The following is a 22,502-nucleotide window of genomic DNA, read 5'->3' on the forward strand; positions in this document are numbered from 1 at the left end:
ATGGTACTGCAGGGGGGACCCTGTGGGAGAGTAGGACGCCGCCGAACAATCTTTCAGAAGAACCCCCATCCGGATCCCGGATGGGGGTTCTTCGCGTTTCCGGACGGTTTCCGGACGGTATTTCGGGCGACGCCTCGGGCGCCGTGTCAGACCTTCAGCTTGAAACCGACGTGCGACGGCACGAACCCGAGCCGCTCGTAGAAGCGGTGTGCGTCGGTGCGGGTGGCGTCGGAGGTGAGCTGGACGAGTGCGGCGCCGAGTTCGCGGGAGCGCTCGATGGCCCACTCGATCAGGACGGTGCCGAGTCCGCTGCCGCGTTCGTCGGCGTGGATACGGACGGCCTCGATGATCGTGCGGGTGGAGCCCTGCCGGGAGAGGCCCGGGATGAGGGTCAGTTGCAGGGTGCCGACGGTCCGGCCGGCGCGGTCGGCGACGACCAGGTGCTGGTGCGGGTCGCCGTCGATGCGGGCGAAGGCGGTGCGGTAGGCGGTGAGGTCGGCGAGGTTCTCGCGGGTGGCGCCCAGCGGGTCGTCCGCGAGCATCGCCACTATGGCCGGGAGGTCCGCCTCGGTCGCCGGGCGGATCGTCAGATCGGTCGTGTCGCTCATGATCAGAGAATAGAAGCCCTCTTCTTGCCCACCCTTACGTGTCTACGCCCGTAGCACCCCCTCAGGCCCCTTCTGAGGCCCGCTCCGGGGAGGGGCGATCCGGGGGAGGGGTGATGGGGAGGGGTGAGCCGGTGTCACTCCCCGGGCTCGGCACTGGTGATGACGGCGAACACCGCGCCGTGCGGGTCGGCCAGCTGGGCGAGGCGGCCGACGCCGTGGACGTCCGTGGCGGGGATCCGCACGGTCGCGCCGAGGTTGGTGGCGATGGCGAGGCCGGCGTCCGTGTTGGGGACCTCGAAGTACGGGAGCCAGTGCGAGCTGGTGCCGGCGGCGGTCTGCTCGGGGCTGAGCTGCACGATACCGCCGTGGGCGTCGTCGGTGCCGCCGCCCGCCGGGGTGAGGACGGTGTAGCTCGTGCCTTCGAACGGGACGTCCTGCTCCTGCCAGTCGAAGACGGTGCGGTAGAAGGACTTGGCGAGCTCGGCGTCGATGCTGTGGCACTCGGCCCAGCACAGGCTGCCCTCCTGGTCGACGAGGTCCAGGCCGCGGGTGTCGTGCGGCTGCCAGACGGCGAAGTCGGCGCCGGTGGGGTCGGTGTAGCCGGCCATCCGGCCCGCCGTGAAGACGTCGAAGGGGGCGAACCGGACGCGGCCGCCGGCCTTTTCGACCAGTTCGGTGGTGCGGTCGGCGTCGAGGGTGGCGAAGTACAGCGTCCAGTCGGGCCGGGCGCCTTCCTCGGTGAGCGGGCCGAGAGCGGCGACGGTCCGGCCGTCGCGCTGGAAGAAGCCGTAGCCGCCGGCCTCGGGGCCGGCCGAGGCGAAGGTCCAGCCGAACAGGGCGGTGTAGAAGTCGACGGAGGCCCGGGTGTCGGGGCTGCTCAGGTCGAGCCAGTTCGGGGAGCCGGGGCGGAAGGCGGTGTTGAGCATGTCGGCACTGCTCCTCGGACGGGGCCGGCCCGGGCGGGGCGCGGTCGACGGCCCCCCTGCCTACTCACAGCCTGGCACCTCGGCGGAGGCGCTGCACGGCAGCCTCCGGGCGTGGATCCGCGGGCTCCGGGCTGTGGGGTTGTCGGGGCCGGGCGGTACGGTGCGTAGCGGAATGATCCACCCGTACCGGTCGAAGGGGGTCCGGTGAGCAAGCAGGCGCCGTCGGAGCAGCAGCCGCGCCAGCTCGCGCAGGTCGAGGGCGTGCTGGAGCGGATCACCTACGCCAACGAGGAGACCGGCTACACGGTGGCCCGGGTGGACACCGGCCGGGGCGGGAACGATCTGCTGACCGTGGTGGGCGCGCTGTTGGGGGCGCAGGTCGGGGAGTCGCTGCGGCTGCACGGGCGATGGGGCTCGCACCCGCAGTACGGGCGGCAGTTCACGGTGGAGAACTACACGACGGTGCTGCCGGCCACCATCCAGGGGATCCAGCGGTACCTGGGCTCGGGGCTGATCAAGGGGATCGGGCCGCGGTTCGCCGAGCGGATCGTGGAGCGTTTCGGGGTGGACACCCTGGAGGTGATCGAGACCGAGCCGGGCCGGCTGATCGAGGTGCCGGGGCTGGGGCCGAAGCGGACGAAGAAGATCGCGGCGGCCTGGGAGGAGCAGAAGGCCATCAAGGAGGTGATGGTCTTCCTGCAGGGGGTCGGGGTGTCGACCTCGCTGGCTGTGCGAATCTACAAGCAGTACGGCGACGGTTCGATCGGTGTGGTGAAGAACGAGCCCTACCGGCTGGCCGGGGACGTGTGGGGCATCGGCTTCCTGACGGCGGACCGGATCGCCCAGGCGGTGGGGATCCCGCACGACAGCCCGGAGCGGGTGAAGGCCGGGCTGCAGTACGCGCTGTCGCAGAGCAGCGACCAGGGGCACTGCTTCCTGCCGGAGGAGCGGCTGATCGCGGACGGCGTGAAGCTGCTGCAGGTGGATGTCGGGCTGGTGATCGACTGCCTGGCGGAGCTGGTGGCGACCGAGGGGGTGGTGCGCGAGTCGGTGCCGGGGGAGGGCGGCGAGTCGATCACCGCGGTGTACCTGGTGCCGTTCCACCGGGCGGAGATCTCGCTGGCCAACCAGCTGCTGCGGCTGCTGCGTTCGGGCACGGACCGGATGCCCTGGTTCGCCGGGGTGGACTGGCCGGTGGCGCTGGAGTGGCTGGCGAAGCGGACCGGGGCGGAGCTGGCGCCGGAGCAGGAGCAGTCGGTGCGGCTGGCGTTGACCGAGCGGGTCGCGGTGCTGACGGGCGGTCCGGGCTGCGGCAAGTCGTTCACGGTGAAGTCGATCGTGACGCTGGCGCTGGCGAAGCGGGCCAAGGTGGTGCTGGCGGCGCCGACCGGCCGGGCGGCGAAGCGGCTGTCGGAGCTCACCGGGATGGAGGCGTCGACGGTGCACCGGCTGCTGGAGCTGAAGCCGGGCGGGGATGCCGCGTACGACCGGGACCGGCCGCTGGACGCGGACCTGGTGGTGGTCGACGAGGCCTCGATGCTGGATCTGATCCTGGCGAACAAGCTGGTCAAGGCCGTGCCGATGGGCGCTCACCTGCTGTTCGTGGGGGACGTGGACCAGTTGCCCTCGGTGGGTGCCGGGGAGGTGCTGCGGGACCTGCTGGCGGCGGGCGGGCCGATCCCGTCGGTGCGGCTGACCAGGATCTTCCGGCAGGCGCAGCAGTCGGGCGTGGTGACCAACGCGCACCGGATCAACGAGGGCAGGCCGCCCCTGACGGAGGGTCTCGCGGACTTCTTCCTGTTCGCGGAGGACGACGCGGAGCGGGCGGCCGGGCTCACGGTGGACGTGGTGGCGCGCCGGATCCCGCAGAAGTTCGGCTTCGACCCGCGCCGGGACGTCCAGGTGCTGGCTCCGATGCACCGCGGTCCGGCGGGCGCGGGGAACCTGAACACCCTGCTGCAAGGGGCGGTGACGCCGGCCCGGGAGGGCCTGGCTGAACGCCGCTTCGGTGGCCGGACGTTCAGGGTGGGGGACAAGGTCACGCAGATCCGCAACAACTACGACAAGGGGCGGAACGGGGTCTTCAACGGCACAGTGGGAGTGGTGACCGCCCTCAGCGTGGACGACCAGCGGTTGACGGTGCTCACCGACGAGGACGAGGAGGTGGGGTACGACTTCGACGAACTGGACGAGCTGGCCCACGCGTACGCGGTGACGATCCACCGCTCGCAGGGCAGTGAGTACCCGGTGGTGGTGATTCCGGTCACCATGTCCGCCTGGACGATGCTCCAGCGGAACCTGCTCTACACCGCTGTGACCAGGGCCCGGAAACTCGTGGTGCTGGTCGGGTCACGGAAGGCGATCGGACAGGCCGTACGGGCTGTCAGCGCAGGTCGGAGGCATACCGCGCTCGATCACCGGCTGACTACTGGATGATTGTCCAGCAGGATGGTTGCCTCTAATGTTCTCTTGACGTGAAGAGATTTACGGCAGAACCTAGGCTTGTGCCGATCTTGTCCGGTTCGTACCGGCTGCGGCGGCAGGTTTTGTAGGGGTGGGCCCTTTCGGGTCACCCCGGGTGCGCGGCTGTCCTCCGGATGGGGGATCGTAGAGACAGTCAGGGCACCTTGGAAGAGGATTCATTTCGTCGGTGAGGAAGACGTGAGCGACAACTCGGTAGTACTGCGGTACCAGGACGGCGAGTACGAGTACCCCGTCGTCGAGAGCACTGCGGGCAACGCCGGCTTCGACATCTCGAAGCTGCTCCCGCAGACCGGCCTGGTCACCCTGGACAACGGCTTCGGTAACACCGCCGCGTACAAGTCCGCGATCACCTTCGTGGACGGCGACAACGGCATCCTGCGGTACCGCGGCTACCCGATCGAGCAGCTCGCCTCCCAGGGCGGCTTCATCGAGACCGCGTACCTCCTGATCAACGGCGAGCTGCCCAACGCGGACCAGCTGGCGGAGTTCAGCCGCGAGATCACCCAGCACACCCTGCTGCACGAGGACGTCAAGCGCTTCTTCCAGGGCTTCCCGCGGGACGCCCACCCGATGGCCATGCTGTCCTCGGTGGTCGGCGCGCTGTCCACGTTCTACCCGGAGAGCCACAACCCGTTCGACGCGGCCCAGCGCCACCTGTCGACGGTTCGCCTGCTCGCCAAGCTGCCGACGATCGCCGCGTACGCGTACAAGAAGGCGATGGGCCAGCCCTTCGTCTACCCGCGCAACGACCTGAGCTACGTCGAGAACCTCCTGCGGATGACCTTCGCCGTCCCCGCCGAGGACTACGAGCTCAACCCGGTCGTCGTCAACGCCCTGGACAAGCTGCTCATCCTGCACGCGGACCACGAGCAGAACTGCTCGACCTCCACCGTGCGCCTGGTCGGCTCCAGCCACGCCAACCTGTTCGCCTCGATCTCGGCCGGCATCTCGGCCCTGTGGGGCCCGCTGCACGGCGGCGCCAACCAGGCGGTCCTGGAGATGCTGGAGAGCATCCAGAAGGACGGCGGCGACGTCGACTCCTTCATCACGAAGGTGAAGAACAAGGAAGCCGGCGTCAAGCTGATGGGCTTCGGTCACCGGGTCTACAAGGCGTTCGACCCGCGTGCCGCCCAGGTCAAGCTGCTCGCGCACGAGGTCCTCGGCCAGCTCGGCAAGAGCGACGAGCTGCTGGAGATCGCGCTCAAGCTGGAGGAGCACGCCCTCAAGGACGACTTCTTCATCTCGCGCAAGCTGTACCCGAACGTGGACTTCTACACCGGCCTGATCTACCGCGCCATGGGCTTCCCGACCAGCATGTTCACCGTGCTGTTCGCCCTCGGCCGGCTGCCGGGCTGGATCGCCCACTGGCACGAGATGATCAACGACCCGACCAGCCGGATCGGCCGTCCGCGCCAGATCTACACCGGCACCGCGATCCGCGACTACGTCCCGCTCGAGGGCCGCTGACCACGCGCGCGACGACGCCGACGACGGGCTCCGGCCCGGACGGAAGCTGAAAGGGGCCCGGTTGCCGTCTGAGCGACCGGGCCCCTTCGCGTCCCCGCGCCGTACCCCCGGAGGGGGCCGCGCGAAGACGGAACCGTACGACGCACGACTCCGGGGCCGGCCGCAGCCGTGGACGGCCGCTCAAAGCGTCCCTGGCCCGCCAGAACCCCGGCGCCGTGCGCGAAGGCCGTCGAGGACGACGACCGTTCCCGGGGCCCGCCGGAGCCCCGTCGGCGGCAGCCGATGCAAGCGCGGGGACACATTGCCGTTCAGTGTGTCCTCGCCCACCGGAAAAACTGCCGCACTACCAACCTAAGACGTATCAGGGTGCGAGAAGTTACGCCCGGGGGGTGTGAGCTGCCTCTCGCCACGCTCCGTGTGCGCGTCGTACCCCGCCCATACCACACCTTCACTCGGGCGGGACGTCACCCTCCCCGCAGTCACGGCAACCGAGCGTGATAGGAATCGTGGCATTCCGGTACGGACCGTCGCGCACACTCGCAGCGCGACGGCGGAACTGGGGAGGGAGTGCGCAGATGGCCAGGAACGTCGTCGTCACCGGCGGTGGCACGGGAATCGGGTACGAAGTCGCGCGGCGGTTCGCCGACCTGGACGACCACGTGGTGATCGTGGGCCGCCGCCGGGCGGTCCTGGAGAAGGCCGCGGCTGACCTCGGACCGAACGTCACCCCGCTGGTGTGCGACCTCGCCGACCCGGATGCCGTGGAGGACGCCCTTCGCGAACTGCCCGAGCAGATCGACGTCCTGGTCAACAACGCCGGCAGCCGGGAGACCGTCGTCGGCGGTGGGCCGCACGCCCTGCTGGCCCGCTGGCGCGGCGACTTCGAGCGCAACGTGCTGACCGTGGTGCTGCTCACCGAGTCGATCCGCGACCGGCTCACCCCCGGCTCCGGCCGCGTGGTCACCATCAGCTCCATCGCCGCCCTGCGCGGGGCCGGCTCGTACGGCGCGGCGAAGGCCTCGCTGCACGCCTGGAACCACTTCCTGGCCGCCCAGTTGGGCACCTCGGGCATCACCGCCAACATCGTCGCGCCGGGGACGGTCAGCGGCACCGAGTTCTTCGGGCCGCGGCTGGACGAGGCCGAGGTGGCCCGGCGCGCGGCCCGCACCCTGCTCGGCCGGATCGGGGAGAGCGGCGAGGTCGCGGCGGCCGTGCACTTCCTCGCCTCGCCCGAGGCCGGGTTCATCACCGGCGAGATCCTGCACTGCAACGGTGGCGAGCTGCTGGGACGTTGACGTACGGCGAGGGGCCCGGACCGACGGCGGTCCGGGCCTTCGCGTTGTGCGGGGTCAGAGCTCAGGGGGGTCGTCCCGGGTCAGGGCTCAGGCGGGTCGGAAGCGGCGCAGGCGCAGGCTGTTGGTGACCACGAAGACCGAGGAGAAGGCCATCGCGGCCCCGGCGATCATCGGGTTGAGCAGTCCGGCGGCGGCCAGCGGGATCGCCGCCACGTTGTAGCCGAAGGCCCAGCACAGGTTGCCCCTGATGGTGGCGAGGGTGCGGCGGGAGAGCCGGATGGCGTCGGCCACCGAGCGTAGGTCGCCGCGGACCAGGGTGAGGTCGCCGGCCTCGATCGCGGCGTCGGTGCCGGTGCCCATCGCCAGGCCCAGGTCGGCCTGGGCGAGCGCGGCGGCGTCGTTGACGCCGTCGCCGACCATCGCGACGACCCTGCCCTCGGCCTGCAGTCGCTCGACCGTCGCGACCTTGTCCTCGGGGAGCACCTCGGCGATCACGTCCGGTGCGGGAATGCCGATCTCGGCCGCGACCGCCTCGGCGACCGCACGGTGGTCTCCGGTCAGCAGCACCGGGCGCAGGCCCAGCGCGCGGAGCCGGGTGATCGCCTCGGCGCTGGTCGGCTTGACCGTGTCGGCGACCTCGAGGACGGCCCGGGCCTCGCCGTCCCAGCCGACCGCGACGGCGGTGCGGCCGGCCGCCTCGGCGGCGGCCTTGGCGCGGGCCAGCGGGGGCGGCAGGTGCAGCGCCCGGTCGGCGAGCAGGGCCTCGTGCCCGGCGACCACCGTGCGGCCCGCCACGACGCCCTCCACGCCCCGGCCGGGGACGGCGCGGAAGCCCTCGACCGGCGGTAGCTCGCCCGTCCGCTCGGTGGCGGCCGCGGTGATGGCGGCGGCGATCGGGTGTTCGGAGGCGTGTTCGACGGCGCCGGCCAGGCGCAGCGCCTCGGCCTCGGTGGTGGTGTCGGTGGTGTGGACGGCGAGCAGCGTCATCCGGCCGGTGGTGACGGTGCCGGTCTTGTCCAGGACGACGGTGTCCACCGCGCGGGTGGACTCCAGGACCTCGGGGCCCTTGATCAGGATCCCGAGCTGGGCGCCGCGGCCGGTGCCGACCAGCAGCGCGGTCGGGGTGGCCAGGCCCAGCGCGCAGGGGCAGGCGATGATCAGGACGGCCACGGCGGCGGTGAAGGCCTCGGTCGGGCTGTCGGTGACCAGCAGCCAGGTGACCAGGGTGGCCAGGGCGATCAGGATGACGGCGGGGACGAAGACGGCGGAGACCCGGTCGGCCAGCCGCTGGGCGGCTGCCTTGCCGTTCTGGGCCTCCTCGACCAGCCGGGCCATCCGGGCCAGCCGGGTGTCGGCGCCGACCCGGGTGGCCTCGACCACCAGGCGGCCCCCGGCGTTGACGGTGGCGCCGGTGACGGGATCGCCGACGGTGACCTCGACCGGGACGGACTCGCCGGTGAGCATCGAGGCGTCCACGGCGGAGCTGCCCTCGGCCACCACGCCGTCTGTGGCGATCTTCTCCCCGGGGCGGACCACGAAGCGCATGCCGACGGTCAGCCGGTCCACCGGCAGGCTCACCTCGCGGCCTCCTCGCAGGACCGCGACGTCCTTGGCGCCGAGGTCGAGCAGGGCGCGCAGCGCGGCGCCCGCCCGGCGCTTGGAGCGGGCCTCCAGGCAGCGGCCGAGCAGGATCAGCACGGTGACGGCGGCGGCGGTCTCCAGGTAGAGCGCGGAGGAGGGGTCGGTGTCGCCGACGGAGAGCGAGAAGTCGTGGCGCATCCCGGGCAGGCCGGCGTGGCCCCAGAACAGCGCCCAGAACGACCAGCCGAAGGCGGCCAGGGTGCCGAGCGAGACCAGGGTGTCCATGGTGGCGGCGCCGTGCTTGAGGTTGGTCCAGGCGGCGCGGTGGAACGGCAGACCGCCGTACACCACGACCGGGCCGGTGAGCGCGAAGGCCAGCCACTGCCAGTTCGTGAACTGCAGGGCCGGGACCATCGACAGCAGGACCACCGGGACGCTGAGCACGGCGCCGATCAGCAGCCGGTCGCGGAGGGGGTCGGCGGCGGGCTGCTCGGGCGCGGCGGCGGGACCGGCCGGCACGGCACCGGTCGGCACGGCACCGGCCGGCGTGGGGGCGGCGGGCGCCGGGGGCGGGGGGAGCTCGGCGGTGTAGCCGGTGCGCTCGACCGTGGCGATCAGGTCCGCCACCGTGACCCCGGGGCCGTAGTCGACCCGGGCCTTCTCGGTGGCGAAGTTGACGGTCGCCTCGACGCCGTCCAGCCGGTTGAGCTTCTTCTCGATCCGGGCCGCGCAGGAGGCGCAGGTCATCCCGCCGATCGACAGCTCGACCCGGTCCCGGGCCTCGAGGTCCGGGGCGGACGTGCTCATGCGGATCAGCTCCTTGCTGGGCTTACGGCGGGGCCGCTGGTCCGGCCCCGCCGTACCTCGGTGGTTCAGGCGCTGCGGCCGACCAGCTCGTAGCCGGCCTCGTCGACGGCGGCGCGGACCTGCTCGTCCTCCAACGGCGCGGCGGAGGAGACCGTCACGGTCCCGGCCTTGGCGTCGGCGGCGACCTCGGTGACACCGGCGAGGGCGGAGAGCTCCTCGCTGATCGCCTTCTCGCAGTGGCCGCAGCTCATGCCGGACACGGTGTAGGTGATGGTGCTGGACATCGGGGCCTCCGGAAGATCGGTGCGGGTTCCTACGATGATGACACCATACCCCTGTGGGGTATTCCATGGGGTGGCGGGGGAGGTGCATCGCATCGTAGGCGACGGGGTGGGCGGGTGGGTGTCGTGATCGTCCCTTATGTTCGATATGTGTTTCCGATCCGCCGCGCCCAGTCCCCCTCGGCTCCCAAGGCAGCCGGACTGCCGCCGGACCGGCAGCGCGGCGCCCTGCTGGCCGCCGACCTCCAGGACGTGCCGCTCTGGCGGCGCGCCGCCCCGTCGCTGCTCGCCATCCTGCTGGTCGCGCTCGCGGACTTCCTCTCCGGCAAGGACCGCTACCTGGCCCCGCTGATGACCGTCGTGCCGGCCATCGCGGCACTGACCCTGCGGCCCCGCGAGCTGCTCGCGGTCTGCTCGCTCGGGCTGCTCGCGGTGTTCGGGCTCAGCCACTACGACGAGGTCGACAACATCAACGACGCGCGTTTCCTCTACGGCGCGATGGTCAGCTACCTGGTGCTGACGCTGTTCTCGGCCTGGGTCGCCAAGATCCGGATGCGGCGCGCGGCGGCCTTCGCGGCCGTCAGCTCCGTCGCCGAGGCCGCCCAGCGGGCACTGCTCCGGCTGCCCGGACCGGTCGTCGGACCGCTGCGGCTGGCCGTCCGGTACGTGTCGGCGGCGGACGCCTCGCGGATCGGCGGGGACCTGTACTCGGTCCTGGAGACACCGCACGGGACCCGGGTCGCGGTCGGCGACGTCCGGGGCAAGGGGCTCGCGGCGGTGCAGACCGCGGCCGTGGTGCTGGGCGCGTTCCGCGAGGCCGCGTACGACGAGGCCGAGCTGCGGGGCGTCGCCGCGCGGATCGAGGCCAGCGTCGAACGGCACGTGCCGGCCGGGGAGTTCACCACGGCGCTGTTCGCGGAATTCCGCACGCCCGGGGCGATGGAACTGCTGCAGTACGGGCACGTGCCGCCGATCCGGGTCGACGGCGACGGACGGGCCCACGTCCTGGACGCGCCCGACCCGTGGGTGCCACTGGGCCTCGGCCGACTGGCCACCGGGGAACCGACCACCTGGGGGCAGCCGTTCGGGCCGGAGGACGTGCTGGTGCTCTGCACGGACGGGGTGATCGAGGCGCGCCACCGGACGAGCGGGGAGTTCTACCCGCTGGCGGAGCGGGTCGGGGCGCTGGTGCGGGGAGCCGCGCGCTCGGCGGGGGAGCTGGAGGCGGCGGTGGGGCGGGTGTACGGGGACCTGATGGCGCACACCGGCGGGGACCTGCGGGACGACGCGTTGTTGCTGCTGATCGCGCGGACGGACGGTTGATCGGCGGCCGGCGGCCGGCGGCCGGGGTTCGGGGGGCGTGGTGCGGGCGGGGGTCTGGTCGGGGCGAGGTTCCCCGCGCCCCGGTCGGGGCGCGGGGAGAAGAGGGGCGAGGGGGTGGGTGGGGCTCAGGCGTGGGCGATGGTGTCGGTGAGGGTGTCGGCGAGGGCGCGGAAGATGAGGGCGGTGGAGGTGGCGCCGGGGTCCTGGTGGCCGATGCTGCGTTCGCCGAGGTAGGAGGCGCGGCCCTTGCGGGCCCGGAGGGGGACGGTGTCGCGGGCGCCCTGTTCGGCGGCGTCGGCGGCCGCGCCGGCGGCCTCGGGGAGGGCGGCGCCCTTGGCGGCCGCGGCGCGGAAGGCGGCGACGGCCGGGGTCCAGGCGTCCACGATGGTCTTGTCCCCGGGTTCGGCCTTGCCGAGGAGGCGGACGGCGTCCAGCCCGGCGGACAGTGCCTCGGCGAGGGCGGCCGGGTCGGCGGGCCCGGGCAGGGCGGCGCCGATGGCGCGGAAGGCCTTGCCGTAGAGCGGGCCGGAGGCGCCGCCGACCTTGGAGATGAGCGTGGTGCCGGTCTTGGTGAGGACGGCGCCGGGCCCGGCCGGCCGGAGGCCGTCGAGGGCGGTGAGGGCGGCCGCGAAGCCGCGCCGGAGGTTGCTGCCGTGGTCGCCGTCGCCGATCGCCGAGTCCAGCTCGGTGAGCCGGGACTGCTCCTTCTCGACGGCCGCGGCGATCCCGCGGATCCAGGCCTCGGCCGGCGTGGTGTCGAACATCGGGGTGCCGGACATCGGGGTGTCGGGGTCCATCGCGGATCCTCCTCAGGCCCGCTTGAGGGCGGGGGTGTCGACCGGGGCGTCCCAGAGTTCCAGCAGCTGGGTGTCGGCCTTGGTCAGGGTGAGCGAGAAGCCCGCCATGTCGAGGCTGGTCACGTAGTTGCCGACCAGGCTGCGGGCCACCGTGATGCCGTGCTCGGCGAGCCGGGCGGCGACCTCCCCGTAGACCACGTACAGCTCCAGCAGCGGGGTGGCGCCCAGGCCGTTGAGGAGCGCGATCACCTCGTCGCCCGGGGTCAGGTGGTGGTCGGCCAGGATGGTCTCGACGACCTCGGCGGCCAGCTCGCGGGCCGGGCGGAGCCTCTCCCGGCGCCGGCCGGGTTCGCCGTGGATGCCGACGCCGACCTCGATCTCGTCCTCGGGCAGGTCGAAGCCGGGCTTGCCGGCGGCCGGGACGGTGGCGGCGGTGAGCGCGATCGCGAAGGAGCGGGAGGCGGCGTTGACCCGTTCGCCCAGGGCGGCCACCTCGTCCAGCGGGGCGCCGCGCTCGGCCAGTGCGCCGGCGGTCTTCTCGACCAGCACGGTGGCGCCGGTGCCGCGGCGGCCGGCCGTCCAGGTGGAGTCCTCGACCGCGACGTCGTCGTTGACCAGGACGGTGCGGACCTCCAGGCCCTCCTCGGCGGCCAGTTCGGCGGCGAGCTCGAAGTTCATCACGTCGCCGGTGTAGTTCTTCACGACGAAGACGACGCCGGCGCCGTTCTCCACCGCTTTGGCGGCGGCCAGCATCTGGTCCGGAACGGGGGACGTGAACACCTCGCCCGGGCAGGCGGCGTCGAGCATGCCGGGGCCGACGAAGCCGCCGTGCAGCGGCTCGTGGCCGGAGCCGCCACCGGAGATCAGCGCGACCTTGGGCCCGGCCGGGCGGGCGGCCCGGGTGATCACCCGGTTCGGGATGTCCACCGTCAGCTCCGGATGGGCGGCGGCGAAGCCGGCCAGGGCGTCCTCCAGGACGCTCTCCGGGGTGTTGATCAGCTTCTTCAACGCTCTTCGCTCCCTTGGTGAGGACGCAACAGCCTGCCCCGACGCTACGCCAGACGGGGGTGGTGGGCACGGGGTGCGACACGCACGATTCCGGTCACTCTCCCGGAGCAGTGGGACCGGACCGTAGGGTCGACGGCATGAGCGAAAACGTGGGCATTGTTCTGGTCTCGCACAGCGCCCGGCTCGCGGACGGGCTGCGCGAGCTGCTCGGCGAACTCGCCCCGGACGGCGTACGGGTGGTGGTCGCGGGCGGGACGGAGGACGGCGGGCTCGGCACCAGCTACGAGCTGATCGCCGGGGCGATCGCGCGGGCGGACGGCGGGGCGGGCGTGGTCGTGCTGCCGGACCTCGGCAGCTCGGTGCTCACCGCCGTCACGGTGCTGGAGGACGAGCCGCGCCCGGGCGTGAAGCTGGTGGACGCGCCGTTCGTGGAGGGCGCGGTGGCCGCCGCCGTCACCGCCTCGACCGGGGCGGGGCTGGCCGAGGTGGTCGCGGCGGCCGAGGACGCGCGGGGATTCCGGAAGCTCTGATCCCGCAAGCCCTGATCCCGCAAGCTCTGATCCCGCAAGCCCTGATCCCGCAAGCCCTGATCCCGCAAGCTCTGATCCCGGAAGCCCTGATCCCGGCCGCGGTGGCGCTGCTCGGCGTCGGCTACTTGGCGTCGGCGTAGCAGTCCACCACCGCCGTGGTGAGCGGGAAGCGCACCGGGGTGTCGCCGAACACCAGGCGGCGGGCCTCGTCGGCGGCCTCGGCGACGGCGGCGGCCACCTCGTCGGCCAGGTTGGCCGGGGTGTGCACCACCACCTCGTCGTGCTGGAAGAACACCAGGTGCGGGCGGTCCGCCGGGCCGGCCGCCGGCAGTTCGGCCAGCCGCCGGCGCAGCGCCGCGAGCAGGGCGAGGGCCCAGTCGGCGGCGCTGGCCTGGATGACGAAGTTGCGGGTGAAGCGGCCGCGGGCGCGGGCCGTGCGGCCGCCGGCCTCGCCCGCCGTGTCGGCCTCGGTGAGGTCGAGGAAGTCGGCGGAGGCCGGCGGGCAGACCCGGCCCAGCCGGGAGGCGACCACGCCGCCGTCCTCGCCGGTGCGGGCGGCGGCCTCGACGTAGCCCATCGCGGCCGGGTAGCGGCGGCGCAGGGTGTTCAGCAGCGGGCCGATGTCGCCGCTGGTCTGCCCGTACATGGCGCCGAGCAGGCCGAGCTTGGCCTTCTCCCGGTCGCCCTGGAAGGCGGTGGCGGCGAGCGCCTCGTACAGGTCGCCGCCGGCCGCGGTGCGGGCCAGCCCGGCGTCCTGGGAGAGCGCGGCGAGCACCCGGGGCTCCAGCTGGGCGGCGTCGGCGACCACCAGCAGCCAGCCCGGGTCGGCGACCACGGCCCGGCGCAGGATGCGCGGGATCTGCAGGGCGCCGCCGCCGCGGCTGGCCCAGCGGCCGGAGACCACGCCGCCGACCACGTACTCGGGCCGGAAGCGGCCGCCGCGGACCCAGGCATCCTGCCAGGCCCAGCCGTGCGCGACGTGGATCCGGGAGAGCTCCTTGTAGCGGATGAGCAGCTGGGCGGCCGGGTGGTCGGTGCCCTTGAGCTCCCAGGAGCGGGTGGAGCCGAGCTGGATGCCCGCGTCGGCGAAGGCGCGCAGCACCTGGGTGTGCGAGTCGGGGTTGAACGGTTTGCCGCCGAGGGCCTGCTGGAGTTCGGCGGCGAGGTCGGCGAGCAGCCGCGGCTGGGTGCCGGGGACGGTCGGGCGGGGGCCGAGGAGTTCGGTCAGCAGCCGGTCGTGGACGTCGGTGCGCCAGGGCAGGCCGTCGTGCGCGATCTCGGCGGCCACCAGGGCGCCGGCCGATTCGGCGGCGACCAGCAGCCGGAACCGCTGCCGGGCGCCCGGGTCGGCGATCGCGGCGATCCGGCGCTGCTGCTCCGCGTGGACGGCGACCACGGCGGCCAACGGGTCGGCGCCGGGCGGAAGTTGCAGCCGGTCGGGGGCGAACAGGGTGTCCTGGCCGCCGTCGGCCTCGGCCAGGCCGGGCTCTGGCAGGTCCGCCGGGACGGGCAGGCCGCGCAGCCGGGACCAGGCGGCGCCGAGCGAGCGGGGCGCGCCGAACCTGCCCTCGTGCGCCAGCAGCAGGGCCTCGACCAGCCGCAGGTCGTGGCAGCGGGCGAGCCGGTCGGGCAGGCGCGCCAGCAGCGGGGCGTACGCGGAGTCGGCGGCGGCCCAGACCCAGCGGGGCCCCGGCGGACGATCGCTCCCGGCGGCCTCCCGGGCGGCGACCGCGGCGGCGAGGTCGCGGACGGTCTCGGGCGGGCCGAGCGGGGCGCCCGCGTCGTCCAGCGGCTGGAGCCGGCCGCCGGGGCCGTGCGGGTCGGGCGCGAGGGCGGTCCTGGGTGCCACGGGGGCTGCTCCTCTCCGGCGCGCGGTGGGGCGTGCGGGTACGGGCACGGGTGTGCGGGCCTACGGATGTGCGGCTTACGGGTGTGCGGGCTTTACGGTGTGCGGGCTTGCGGCCGCACGGACCACAAGGCTGCTGAGCTGACGTTAACGGGTGGGTACGACAACGGGCGGAGGGCCGCATAGGCAGGGTGGGTGACACCGCGTAGGGTCGGCGAAATGACCGAGAACCCGTTCTTCCAGCCCAGCACGCTGGACTACGAGCTGCCCCCCTTCGCGGAGATCCGGGAGGAGCACTACCTGCCCGCCTACGAGCGCGGGATGGCCGAGCAGCTGGCCGAGATCGCGGCGATCACCGCCGACCGGAGCCTGCCGACCTTCGAGAACACCCTGGTGGCCCTGGAACGTTCCGGGGAACTGCTCCGCCGGGTGGACGCGGTGTTCCGCAACCAGTCCTCCTCCGACACCACCGACCTGCTGGACGAGGTGGACGCCGAGGTCAGCCCGCTGCTCGCCGTCCACCACGACGCGATCCACCTGGACCGCGCGCTGTTCGCCCGGGTCGAGGCGCTGTACGGGACCCGCGCCGAGCTCGGCCTGGACCCGGAGTCGCTGCGGCTGCTGGAGCGCTGGTACACGAGCTTCGAGCGCTCCGGCGCGCGGCTGGGCGAGGCCGAGCAGGCCCGGCTGCGTGAGCTGAACGCCGAACTCGCCGCGCTGGGCACCACGTTCCAGCAGAACGTGAACGCCGCGAACCGGGCCAACGCGCTGGTCCTGGACTCGGCGGAGGAGCTGGCCGGGCTGTCCGAGGGCGCGATCGCCGGCGCTGCGGAGAACGCCCGGGTGCTCGGCCACGAGGGCAAGTTCGTGCTGAGCCTGCAGAACACCTCCGGCCAGCCCGTGCTGTCCCAGCTCACCGACCGCTCGGTGCGCGAGCGGCTGCTCGCCGCCTCGCTCGGCCGGGGCATCGAGGCCAACGGCCCGATCGCGATCCGGATGGCGGCGATGCGCGCCGAGCGGGCCGCGCTGCTGGGGCACCCGAGCCACGCCGCGTACGTGGTGGCGGACGAGACGGCCAGCACGGTCGAGGCGGTCTCCGCCCTGCTGGCCCGCCTGGTCGGTCCGGCCGTGGCCAACGCCCGCCGGGAGGCCGTGGAGCTGGCCCAGGCGGCGGCCGAGGACGGGATCGAGGAGATCGCCGCGCACGACTGGGCGTACTACTCGGAGAAGGTCCGGCAGAACTCCTTCAAGGTGGACGCGGCGGTGCTGCGCCCGTACTTCGAGCTGGAGCGGGTGCTGCGCGACGGCGTGTTCTTCGCGGCGCGGCTGGCGTACGGGCTGAGCTTCACCGAGCGGCCGGACCTGACGGCCCACCACCCGGACGCGCGGGTCTACGAGGTGTTCGAGGAGGACGGCACCCCGCTGGGCCTGTTCATCGGGGACTTCCACGCCCGGGCGTCCAAGCGCGGCGGGGCCTGGATGGACTCGCTGGTCGAGCAGTCCGGGCTGACCGGGCAGCGGCCGGTGGTGCTGAACAACCTCAACATCCCGCGCCCGGCGCCCGGCGAGCCGGTGCTGATGTCCTGGGACGAGGTGCGCACGCTCTTCCACGAGTTCGGGCACGCGCTGCACGGGCTGTTCTCGGACGTGCGGTACCGGCGGTTCTCGGGCACCTCGGTGCCGCGGGACTTCGTGGAGTTCCCGTCGCAGGTCAACGAGATGTGGATGGTCCGGCCGGAGGTACTGGCCAACTACGCCCGCCACCACGAGACCGGGGAGCCGCTGCCCGCCGAGCTGGTCGAGCGGATGGTGGCGGCCGAGGGCTTCGGGCAGGGCTTCCGGACGGTGGAGTACCTGGCGGCCACGCTGCTGGACTGGGCCTGGCACACCGTGCCGCAGGGCGCGGAGATCGCGGACGCCGAGGAGTTCGAGGCCCGGGCGCTCGCGGCCGCCGGGGTCGCGGTGGACGCCATCCCGCCGCGCTACCGGACGGCGTACTTCCAGCACATCTTCGCCAGCGGCTACAGCGCGGCGTACTACGCCTACATCTGGTCGGAGGTGCTGGACGCCGACACCGTGCAGTGGTTCGAGGGCAACGGGCGGTCGGTGCGGGAGAGCGGCGAGCTGTTCCGGCGCGAGCTGCTGGCGCGCGGGTTCGGCCGGGACCCGCTGGAATCCTTCCGCGCGGTGGTCGGCCGGGCGCCGGAGACCGGACCGCTGCTGGCCCGCCGGGGGCTGGCCTGATCACTTCGGGCTGAGCGTGACCGCCACGGCGGTGCCCGGTCGGGCGTGCGGGAGCCGGATCCGTACGGTTCCCGCGTGTCCGGCCGTGGGCTGCTCGACCTCGACGTGGGCATCGGCGGGGGAGACCGCCACGCTCGCGCCGTGCGGGAACGCGGCGGGCGGCAGGACGAGTTCGCTGCCGCGCCCGGTGCCGTCGGCGCTCCAGCGCACGGTCCCGCCGTCGGTGCGGACGCCGGTGCCGGCCACGGCGGCCGGGTACGGGCCGAAGGCGGGCTCGTCGCCGGGGGCGGGGAGCCCGGCCGGGTCGAGCGCGCAGTAGCCGCCGGTGCCCCGGCACCAGTACCACATGGTCCAGCCCTCGGCGAAGCCGTCCATCGCGGCGACCTGCCGGCGGACCAGCAGGCGGTTGCCCGGCGTACGGGAGTTCGGCGGCCCCCACTCGCCGACCAGCACCGGCAGGCGGTGGGCGGCGGGGTAGGCGGTGATCGCGGCGGTGTACTGCTCGACGAAGCCGTCGGACGGGTCCCAGTCGGCGCCGTTCTCGACGGCGGTGTCGTAGAAGTGCGGCGCGTAGCCGAGCCGGGGTGCGCCGGGGCGCGGGTCGGTGAAGCCGGGCAGTCGCGTCGGCACGCCCTGGCCGACCAGGACCGTCGGCTCCACGAACAGCCAGGCGCGGGTGTCGGCCCGGCGCACGGCGGCGATCAGGCGGCGGTACATGTCGGCGAGCCGCCCCTGTTCCAGGGCGGCGGAGGCGGCGGCCAGCACTGCCGGGTCGGTCGGGTCGCCGTCCACCGGGCCGAACGGCTCGTTGAACAGGTCGTACCCCAACAGCGAGCGGTGGCCGCGCAGTTCGCGGGCGAGCCGGGTGTAGAAGTCGGCCTGCCAGGCGCGCAGGTCGGGGTCGTCGTAGAGGTGGCGGAAGGCGGCCTGGACGGCGGGCTGGAAGTAGCCGGCGAACCAGTCGTCCGGGTCCGGGGTGAAGGGCAGGCCGTCGTCCCGGGTGGCCCAGACCGGGATGCCGTTGGTGCCGCCGCCGAACTCCGGTCCGTAGACGTCCTGGTGGAAGTCGATCAGGACGAGCAGGCCCAGGCGGTCGGCCCGGCCGAGGAGTTGCTGCAGGCGGTGCAGTTCGGTGGGGTCGAGCGTGCCGCGCCGGGGCTCCAGCCTGGTCCAGGAGACCGGCAGCCGGACGAGCGTGAAGCCCTGGGTGGCGACGGCTTCGAGGTCGGCCTCGGTGGCCTCGGCGTACTTGTCGAGGTTGAAGCCGCGCAGCTGGAGCCGGCGGCCCCGGGCGTCGGTGAGGGCGGTGCGGCCGTCCGGGCCGGTGGCCGTGCCGGTGGGGAAGCGTGCCGCCGGAGCGCCGTAATCCGCGGCGCCGTAGTCCGGGGCGCCGTAATCCGCGGTGCCGTAATCCGGGGCGCCCTGGGCAGGGGCGGCGTTCAGGGCGGCGGTGACGGCGAGCAGCAGGGCGACGGCGGTGCGGCGCAGGCGCATCGGGGACCTCGCACGGCGGGGGGGTGGGGGCCCGATGATGCCCCTGGTGCCGCCTGCCGCACAAGGGTCGTGCGCGCAGCGGCCGTTCGGCCGGAGGAGCGCTCGGGGGCCTTCGGCCGGCGGGAGTTCAGTCGGCCGCCGGGGCCGCCGGCTCGACGAGGGCGGTCGGCAGGACGGCGGTCGGCAGGTCCGCGGCGGCGGCCAGACGGCCCCAGAGCAGATCGGCCAGTGCCTGCACCATCCGGGTGCGCGAGCAGGGCTTGGTCTCCAGCCACCAGTCCCCGGCGGCCAGCACCATGCCGGTGATGCCCCGGCCCCAGGCCTCGGCGAGCAGGTCGCGGTCGGCGCCGAGGTCGACCTGGCTCTGCACGGCCCGGGTGATCTCCTCGGCGATCTGCCTGAGCGCGGGGGCGAGCGCGTTGCCGGCGCCGCTCGGGTCGCCCGGCTCGGGGTGGGTGAGCAGCCGGTAGACCTGGGGGCGGGCCTCGATCCCGGCGAGGTAGGTGTCCAGCACGTGCTCGACCCGGTCGCGGCGCTCCAGCGGCTCGGCGAGGGCGGCCCGGACGGCGGCCAGCAGACCCCCGGTGTGGCGCTCGGTGAGGGCTCTGATCAGGCCGTTCCGGTCGCCGAAGTGTCGGTAGAGGATCGGCTTGGTGATGCCGGCCTCGGCGGCGATGGTGTTCATGCTGGCGCCCGGTCCCTCGCGCTGGATGACCCGGTCGGCGGCGTTGAGCAGCTGCTCGCGGCGGGGCTCTCGGGACATGCGCTGCTCCTCGGAGTTGGGGGGCTGACTCGGCATCGGCACCGGTCAGGGGCGTTGACCCCGGGTACGGGCGTTGACACCGGTTACCAATCAGTAGCAGACTCCGACGATGTTACCCGAGGTAACACCCCGGTCGGCCGCACACGTCTTCGGAGGCAAGTACCCATGAGCAGCACGTTCTCGCTGGACCCGGGCGCGGACCAGCTCGCCGTACGCGACTGGCTGCACGGCTTCGCCGCCGACGTGATGCGCCCGGCCGCGGCCGAGTGGGACGAGCGCGAGGAGACCCCCTGGCCGATCATCCAGGAGGCCGCCAAGCTGGGCATCTACTCGCTGGACTTCTACGCCCAGCAGTACTTCGACCCCTCCGGCGTCGGCATCCCGATCGCCATGGAGGAGCTGTTCTGGGGCGACGCGGGCCTCGGGCTGTCCATCGTCGGCACCACGCTGGCCGCCGTCGCGGTGCTGGCCAACGGTACCGACGAGCAGATCGGCACCTGGACCCCGCAGATGTTCGGCACCCCGGACGACCTCAAGGTGGCCGCCTTCTGCTCCTCCGAGCCGGACGCCGGCTCCGACGTCTCCGCGCTGCGCACCCGGGCGGTGTACGACCAGGCCAAGGACGAGTGGGTGCTCAACGGCACCAAGACCTGGGCCACCAACGGCGGGATCGCCGCCGTCCACGTCGTGGTCGCCACCGTCGACCCGGAGCTCGGCGCCAAGGGGCAGGCCTCCTTCGTCGTCCCGCCGGGCACGCCCGGGCTGAGCCAGGGCCAGAAGTTCAAGAAGCACGGCATCCGGGCCTCACACACCGCCGAGGTGGTGCTGGACGGTGTCCGGGTGCCCGGCAGCTGCCTGCTCGGCGGCAAGGAGAAGCTGGACGAGCGGCTGGCCCGGGCCCGCGAGGGCGTCAAGCGCCCGGGCGGCCGGGGCAACGCGGCGATGGCCACCTTCGAGGCCTCCCGCCCGGCGGTCGGCGCGCAGGCGATCGGCATCGCCCGGGCCGCGTACGAGGTGGCGCTGGACTACGCGAAGACGCGGGAGCAGTTCGGCCGCCCGATCATCGACAACCAGGGCGTGGCCTTCCAGCTCGCCGACATGAAGACCCGGATCGACGCGGCCCGGCTGCTGGTGTGGCGGGCGTCCTGGATGGCGGTCACCAACCAGCCGTTCACCGCGGCCGAGGGCTCGATGTCCAAGCTGTACGCGGGCGAGACGGCCAAGTACGTCACGGCGCAGGCGATGCAGATCCTCGGCGGCAACGGCTTCACCCGGGAGTACCCGGTGGAGCGGATGCACCGGGACAGCGCGATCTACTCGATCTTCGAGGGGACCAGCGAGATCCAGCGGCTGGTGATCGCCCGGGCGATCTCGGGGATGCCGATCCGCTGAGCCACTGATCTCCACTTATCTTCGCTGACCGCTGACCGCTGACCGCTGATCCGCTGACCGCTGATCCGCTGAGCGGCCGTGCCTGACGGCCGTGCCGAACGGCCGGGACTACCGGGCGAGCCAGAAGGTGAGCCCGGCGGTCAGGGCGCCCACCACCGCGCCGACGACGGTCTGCGCGGTGGTGTGGTCCCGCAGCACCACCCGCGACCAGCCGACCGCCCCGACCAGCGGGTAGAGCAGCAGCCAGAGCTGGCCGAGCGCGATGCCGAGGCAGACCACCGCGCCGCTGAGGACGGCGGTGTGCACGGAGACCTTCCACCAGACGGTGATCACCAGGATCGGGATCAGCGAGGCGAACATCGCCAGCACCATCGCGGTCAGGTCGGCCGGGGCGTCCAGCCGGATCATCACCGCGAAGCTGGTCAGCACGGAGCCCATGATGAACGGGAGGACGGTCAGCCGGCGCTGCCGGTGGCCGACGTGGCGGTCCTCCACGGTGCCCTTGCGGATGCCGCGTCGGATGAACAGGGTCGGGATGACGGCCGCGAACAGGGCGGCGAAGGCCGCCCAGCCGAGGCCCGGCCAGCCGTGGCGCAGGCCGCCCATCAGCGGCAGCACCGCGATGATCACGTTCTTCGGCTCGACGCCGTCGGTGATCCGGCGGGCCCAGGTCGTCCGGCTCGTGGTGGCGGCCGTGGCCTCGGTGGTCATCGGGGTGCTGCTCCGGTGGTGAAGGGGGCGGGACGGGCCGCCGGTCGGCGGTGCCGGCGGGATGATCGTATGTGTCTCGCTGCCGCGCCCGCCGCCGGGCCGACTGCCGCACCCGCCGCCGGGCCGGCCGGCTCAGAAGCGGGCCGGGCGGCCCTCCAGGAAGGCGGCGAGGCCCTCGTGCACGTCCGAGGCCTCGCGGGAGCGGCGCTCCCAGGGGGCCAGCGCCTCGGCCGCCCGCTCCGGCGGGACGGCCAGGGCGGCCTTCACGGCGCCGATGGTCTGCGGCGAGCGGCGGGTCAGCACATGGGCGAAGTCCAGTGCGGCGGCGTCGAGTTCGGCGTCCGGCAGGACGCGTTCGGCGAGGCCCAGCGGCAGTGCGTCCCGGCCCGGCACCAACTCGCCGGAGAACAGCAGGTACTTGGCGCGGGCCGGGCCGACCAGCCGGGCCAGCCGCAGGGTCGGCACCGCCGGGTAGACCACGCCGAGCTTGGCCGGGGTGATCCCCAGCCGGGCGTCCTCGGCGACGAAGCGCAGGTCGCAGGCGACGGCCAGCTGGCAGCCGCCGCCCACGCAGGCGCCGTGCACCACGGCGATCGTCGGGTGCGGGAAGGCCGCCAGCGCCTCCTCGGCGGCGACGTTGACCGCGTGGTAGGCGTCCGCGCGCTCCGGATCGCCGTACACCTCGGCGAGTTCGCCGATGTCGGCGCCCGCGCTGAAGGTATTGCCGGCGCCGGTGAGCAGCAGGGCGCGCACGCCCTCGTGCCCGGCGAGCTGTTCCAGCACCTTGGGCAGGGCCGCCCAGATCGCCAGGGTCACCGCGTTGCGGCGGTGCGGGCGGGCGAACTCCAGCACCGCGACGCCGTCCTCGCCGACGTACGCGTTGAGGCCCTCGGCCTGGGCGGGCAGGGCGGAGCGGTCCCGCGTGAGCAGCGGCTGGTCCATGCG

The 22,502-nt window shown here is 73.4% G+C and carries 18 protein-coding genes; 7 read left to right on the top strand and 11 right to left on the bottom strand.

Features of this window, described 5'->3' with window-relative positions; translation table 11 throughout:
• Positions 1-146: 146 nt before the first annotated feature.
• Positions 147-608, bottom strand: coding sequence for a GNAT family N-acetyltransferase (locus tag ACZ52J_RS29040; RefSeq protein ID WP_465622942.1), 462 nt, complete (start codon positions 606-608; stop codon positions 147-149).
• A 134-nt stretch (positions 609-742) separates the two neighbouring features.
• Positions 743-1,534 (bottom strand): VOC family protein, encoded by a 792-nt coding sequence (locus ACZ52J_RS29045; protein ID WP_465622944.1) that lies wholly within the window; start codon positions 1,532-1,534, stop codon positions 743-745.
• 204 nt (positions 1,535-1,738) lie between these two features.
• Here ACZ52J_RS29045 and recD2 point away from each other — a divergent pair, with 204 nt between their 5' ends.
• The 3 genes from recD2 (at position 1,739) to ACZ52J_RS29060 (ending at position 6,780) form a co-directional block, all read left to right on the top strand.
• Positions 1,739-3,970 (top strand): SF1B family DNA helicase RecD2, encoded by a 2,232-nt coding sequence (recD2, locus tag ACZ52J_RS29050; RefSeq protein ID WP_465622946.1) that lies wholly within the window; start codon positions 1,739-1,741, stop codon positions 3,968-3,970.
• 225 nt (positions 3,971-4,195) lie between these two features.
• On the top strand, positions 4,196-5,485 hold the full coding sequence (locus ACZ52J_RS29055) for a citrate synthase (RefSeq protein ID WP_465622948.1): 1,290 nt from the start codon (positions 4,196-4,198) through the stop codon (positions 5,483-5,485).
• A gap of 575 nt (positions 5,486-6,060) precedes the next feature.
• The gene (locus ACZ52J_RS29060; protein WP_465622950.1) at positions 6,061-6,780 is read left to right on the top strand and encodes an SDR family NAD(P)-dependent oxidoreductase; all 720 of its coding nucleotides are present in this window, start codon (positions 6,061-6,063) and stop codon (positions 6,778-6,780) included.
• Between the two features lie 87 nt (positions 6,781-6,867).
• Here ACZ52J_RS29060 and ACZ52J_RS29065 read toward each other — a convergent pair whose 3' ends face one another.
• Both ACZ52J_RS29065 and ACZ52J_RS29070 read right to left on the bottom strand, forming a co-directional pair.
• Positions 6,868-9,168 carry a heavy metal translocating P-type ATPase gene (locus ACZ52J_RS29065; RefSeq protein WP_465622952.1) on the bottom strand — a complete coding sequence of 767 codons (2,301 nt, stop codon included), beginning with the start codon at positions 9,166-9,168 and terminating at the stop codon, positions 6,868-6,870.
• Between the two features lie 65 nt (positions 9,169-9,233).
• Entirely contained in the window at positions 9,234-9,452 is a 219-nt protein-coding gene (locus tag ACZ52J_RS29070; protein WP_360503569.1) for a heavy-metal-associated domain-containing protein, read from the bottom strand.
• Positions 9,453-9,599: 147 nt separating this feature from the next.
• On the opposite strand from ACZ52J_RS29070, the gene ACZ52J_RS29075 reads away from it, so the two are divergent.
• Positions 9,600-10,772 carry a PP2C family protein-serine/threonine phosphatase gene (locus ACZ52J_RS29075; RefSeq protein ID WP_465622954.1) on the top strand — a complete coding sequence of 391 codons (1,173 nt, stop codon included), beginning with the start codon at positions 9,600-9,602 and terminating at the stop codon, positions 10,770-10,772.
• Positions 10,773-10,897: 125 nt separating this feature from the next.
• Here ACZ52J_RS29075 and dhaL read toward each other — a convergent pair whose 3' ends face one another.
• On the bottom strand, positions 10,898-11,569 hold the full coding sequence (gene dhaL, locus ACZ52J_RS29080) for a dihydroxyacetone kinase subunit DhaL (RefSeq protein ID WP_465622956.1): 672 nt from the start codon (positions 11,567-11,569) through the stop codon (positions 10,898-10,900).
• A gap of 12 nt (positions 11,570-11,581) precedes the next feature.
• Positions 11,582-12,577, bottom strand: coding sequence for a dihydroxyacetone kinase subunit DhaK (gene dhaK, locus ACZ52J_RS29085; RefSeq protein WP_465622958.1), 996 nt, complete (start codon positions 12,575-12,577; stop codon positions 11,582-11,584).
• Between the two features lie 137 nt (positions 12,578-12,714).
• Between dhaK and dhaM the strand changes: the two genes are divergently transcribed.
• Positions 12,715-13,107, top strand: coding sequence for a dihydroxyacetone kinase phosphoryl donor subunit DhaM (gene dhaM, locus ACZ52J_RS29090; RefSeq protein WP_360503561.1), 393 nt, complete (start codon positions 12,715-12,717; stop codon positions 13,105-13,107).
• Positions 13,108-13,228: 121 nt separating this feature from the next.
• Here dhaM and ACZ52J_RS29095 read toward each other — a convergent pair whose 3' ends face one another.
• Positions 13,229-14,956: a bifunctional 3'-5' exonuclease/DNA polymerase gene (locus tag ACZ52J_RS29095; RefSeq protein ID WP_465622960.1), complete on the bottom strand. Its 1,728-nt coding sequence runs from the start codon at positions 14,954-14,956 to the stop codon at positions 13,229-13,231.
• A 216-nt stretch (positions 14,957-15,172) separates the two neighbouring features.
• Here ACZ52J_RS29095 and ACZ52J_RS29100 point away from each other — a divergent pair, with 216 nt between their 5' ends.
• The gene (locus ACZ52J_RS29100) at positions 15,173-17,197 is read left to right on the top strand and encodes a M3 family metallopeptidase (RefSeq protein ID WP_465622962.1); all 2,025 of its coding nucleotides are present in this window, start codon (positions 15,173-15,175) and stop codon (positions 17,195-17,197) included.
• On the opposite strand, the gene ACZ52J_RS29105 is transcribed toward ACZ52J_RS29100, so the two are convergent.
• Entirely contained in the window at positions 17,198-18,691 is a 1,494-nt protein-coding gene (locus ACZ52J_RS29105) for a cellulase family glycosylhydrolase (protein ID WP_465622963.1), read from the bottom strand. It lies immediately after the preceding gene.
• A gap of 127 nt (positions 18,692-18,818) precedes the next feature.
• The gene (locus ACZ52J_RS29110) at positions 18,819-19,454 is read right to left on the bottom strand and encodes a TetR/AcrR family transcriptional regulator (protein WP_465622965.1); all 636 of its coding nucleotides are present in this window, start codon (positions 19,452-19,454) and stop codon (positions 18,819-18,821) included.
• A gap of 165 nt (positions 19,455-19,619) precedes the next feature.
• On the opposite strand from ACZ52J_RS29110, the gene ACZ52J_RS29115 reads away from it, so the two are divergent.
• Entirely contained in the window at positions 19,620-20,846 is a 1,227-nt protein-coding gene (locus ACZ52J_RS29115; protein ID WP_360503546.1) for an acyl-CoA dehydrogenase family protein, read from the top strand.
• A gap of 108 nt (positions 20,847-20,954) precedes the next feature.
• Here the strand turns inward: ACZ52J_RS29115 and ACZ52J_RS29120 are convergent, their stop codons facing one another.
• A complete protein-coding gene (locus tag ACZ52J_RS29120) occupies positions 20,955-21,557 on the bottom strand; it encodes a hypothetical protein (RefSeq protein ID WP_465622967.1) in 603 nt (200 codons plus the stop codon).
• A gap of 132 nt (positions 21,558-21,689) precedes the next feature.
• On the bottom strand, positions 21,690-22,499 hold the full coding sequence (locus ACZ52J_RS29125; protein ID WP_465622969.1) for an enoyl-CoA hydratase/isomerase family protein: 810 nt from the start codon (positions 22,497-22,499) through the stop codon (positions 21,690-21,692).
• Positions 22,500-22,502: the final 3 nt, after the last annotated feature.

The organism is Kitasatospora sp. NPDC034035, from assembly GCF_055575755.1.

Excerpts from the sequence above, each read along its gene's own strand:
- ACZ52J_RS29040 (WP_465622942.1), bottom strand. The coding sequence starts at position 608 with ATGAGCGACACGACCGATCTGACGATCCGCCCGGCGACCGAGGCGGAC.
- ACZ52J_RS29045 (WP_465622944.1), bottom strand. The coding sequence starts at position 1,534 with ATGCTCAACACCGCCTTCCGCCCCGGCTCCCCGAACTGGCTCGACCTG.
- ACZ52J_RS29060 (WP_465622950.1), top strand. The coding sequence starts at position 6,061 with ATGGCCAGGAACGTCGTCGTCACCGGCGGTGGCACGGGAATCGGGTAC.
- ACZ52J_RS29065 (WP_465622952.1), bottom strand. The coding sequence starts at position 9,168 with ATGAGCACGTCCGCCCCGGACCTCGAGGCCCGGGACCGGGTCGAGCTG.
- ACZ52J_RS29070 (WP_360503569.1), bottom strand. The coding sequence starts at position 9,452 with ATGTCCAGCACCATCACCTACACCGTGTCCGGCATGAGCTGCGGCCAC.
- dhaL (WP_465622956.1), bottom strand. The coding sequence starts at position 11,569 with ATGGACCCCGACACCCCGATGTCCGGCACCCCGATGTTCGACACCACG.
- dhaM (WP_360503561.1), top strand. The coding sequence starts at position 12,715 with ATGAGCGAAAACGTGGGCATTGTTCTGGTCTCGCACAGCGCCCGGCTC.
- ACZ52J_RS29100 (WP_465622962.1), top strand. The coding sequence starts at position 15,173 with ATGACCGAGAACCCGTTCTTCCAGCCCAGCACGCTGGACTACGAGCTG.
- ACZ52J_RS29105 (WP_465622963.1), bottom strand. The coding sequence starts at position 18,691 with ATGCGCCTGCGCCGCACCGCCGTCGCCCTGCTGCTCGCCGTCACCGCC.
- ACZ52J_RS29110 (WP_465622965.1), bottom strand. The coding sequence starts at position 19,454 with ATGTCCCGAGAGCCCCGCCGCGAGCAGCTGCTCAACGCCGCCGACCGG.
- ACZ52J_RS29115 (WP_360503546.1), top strand. The coding sequence starts at position 19,620 with ATGAGCAGCACGTTCTCGCTGGACCCGGGCGCGGACCAGCTCGCCGTA.
- ACZ52J_RS29120 (WP_465622967.1), bottom strand. The coding sequence starts at position 21,557 with ATGACCACCGAGGCCACGGCCGCCACCACGAGCCGGACGACCTGGGCC.
- ACZ52J_RS29125 (WP_465622969.1), bottom strand. The coding sequence starts at position 22,499 with ATGGACCAGCCGCTGCTCACGCGGGACCGCTCCGCCCTGCCCGCCCAG.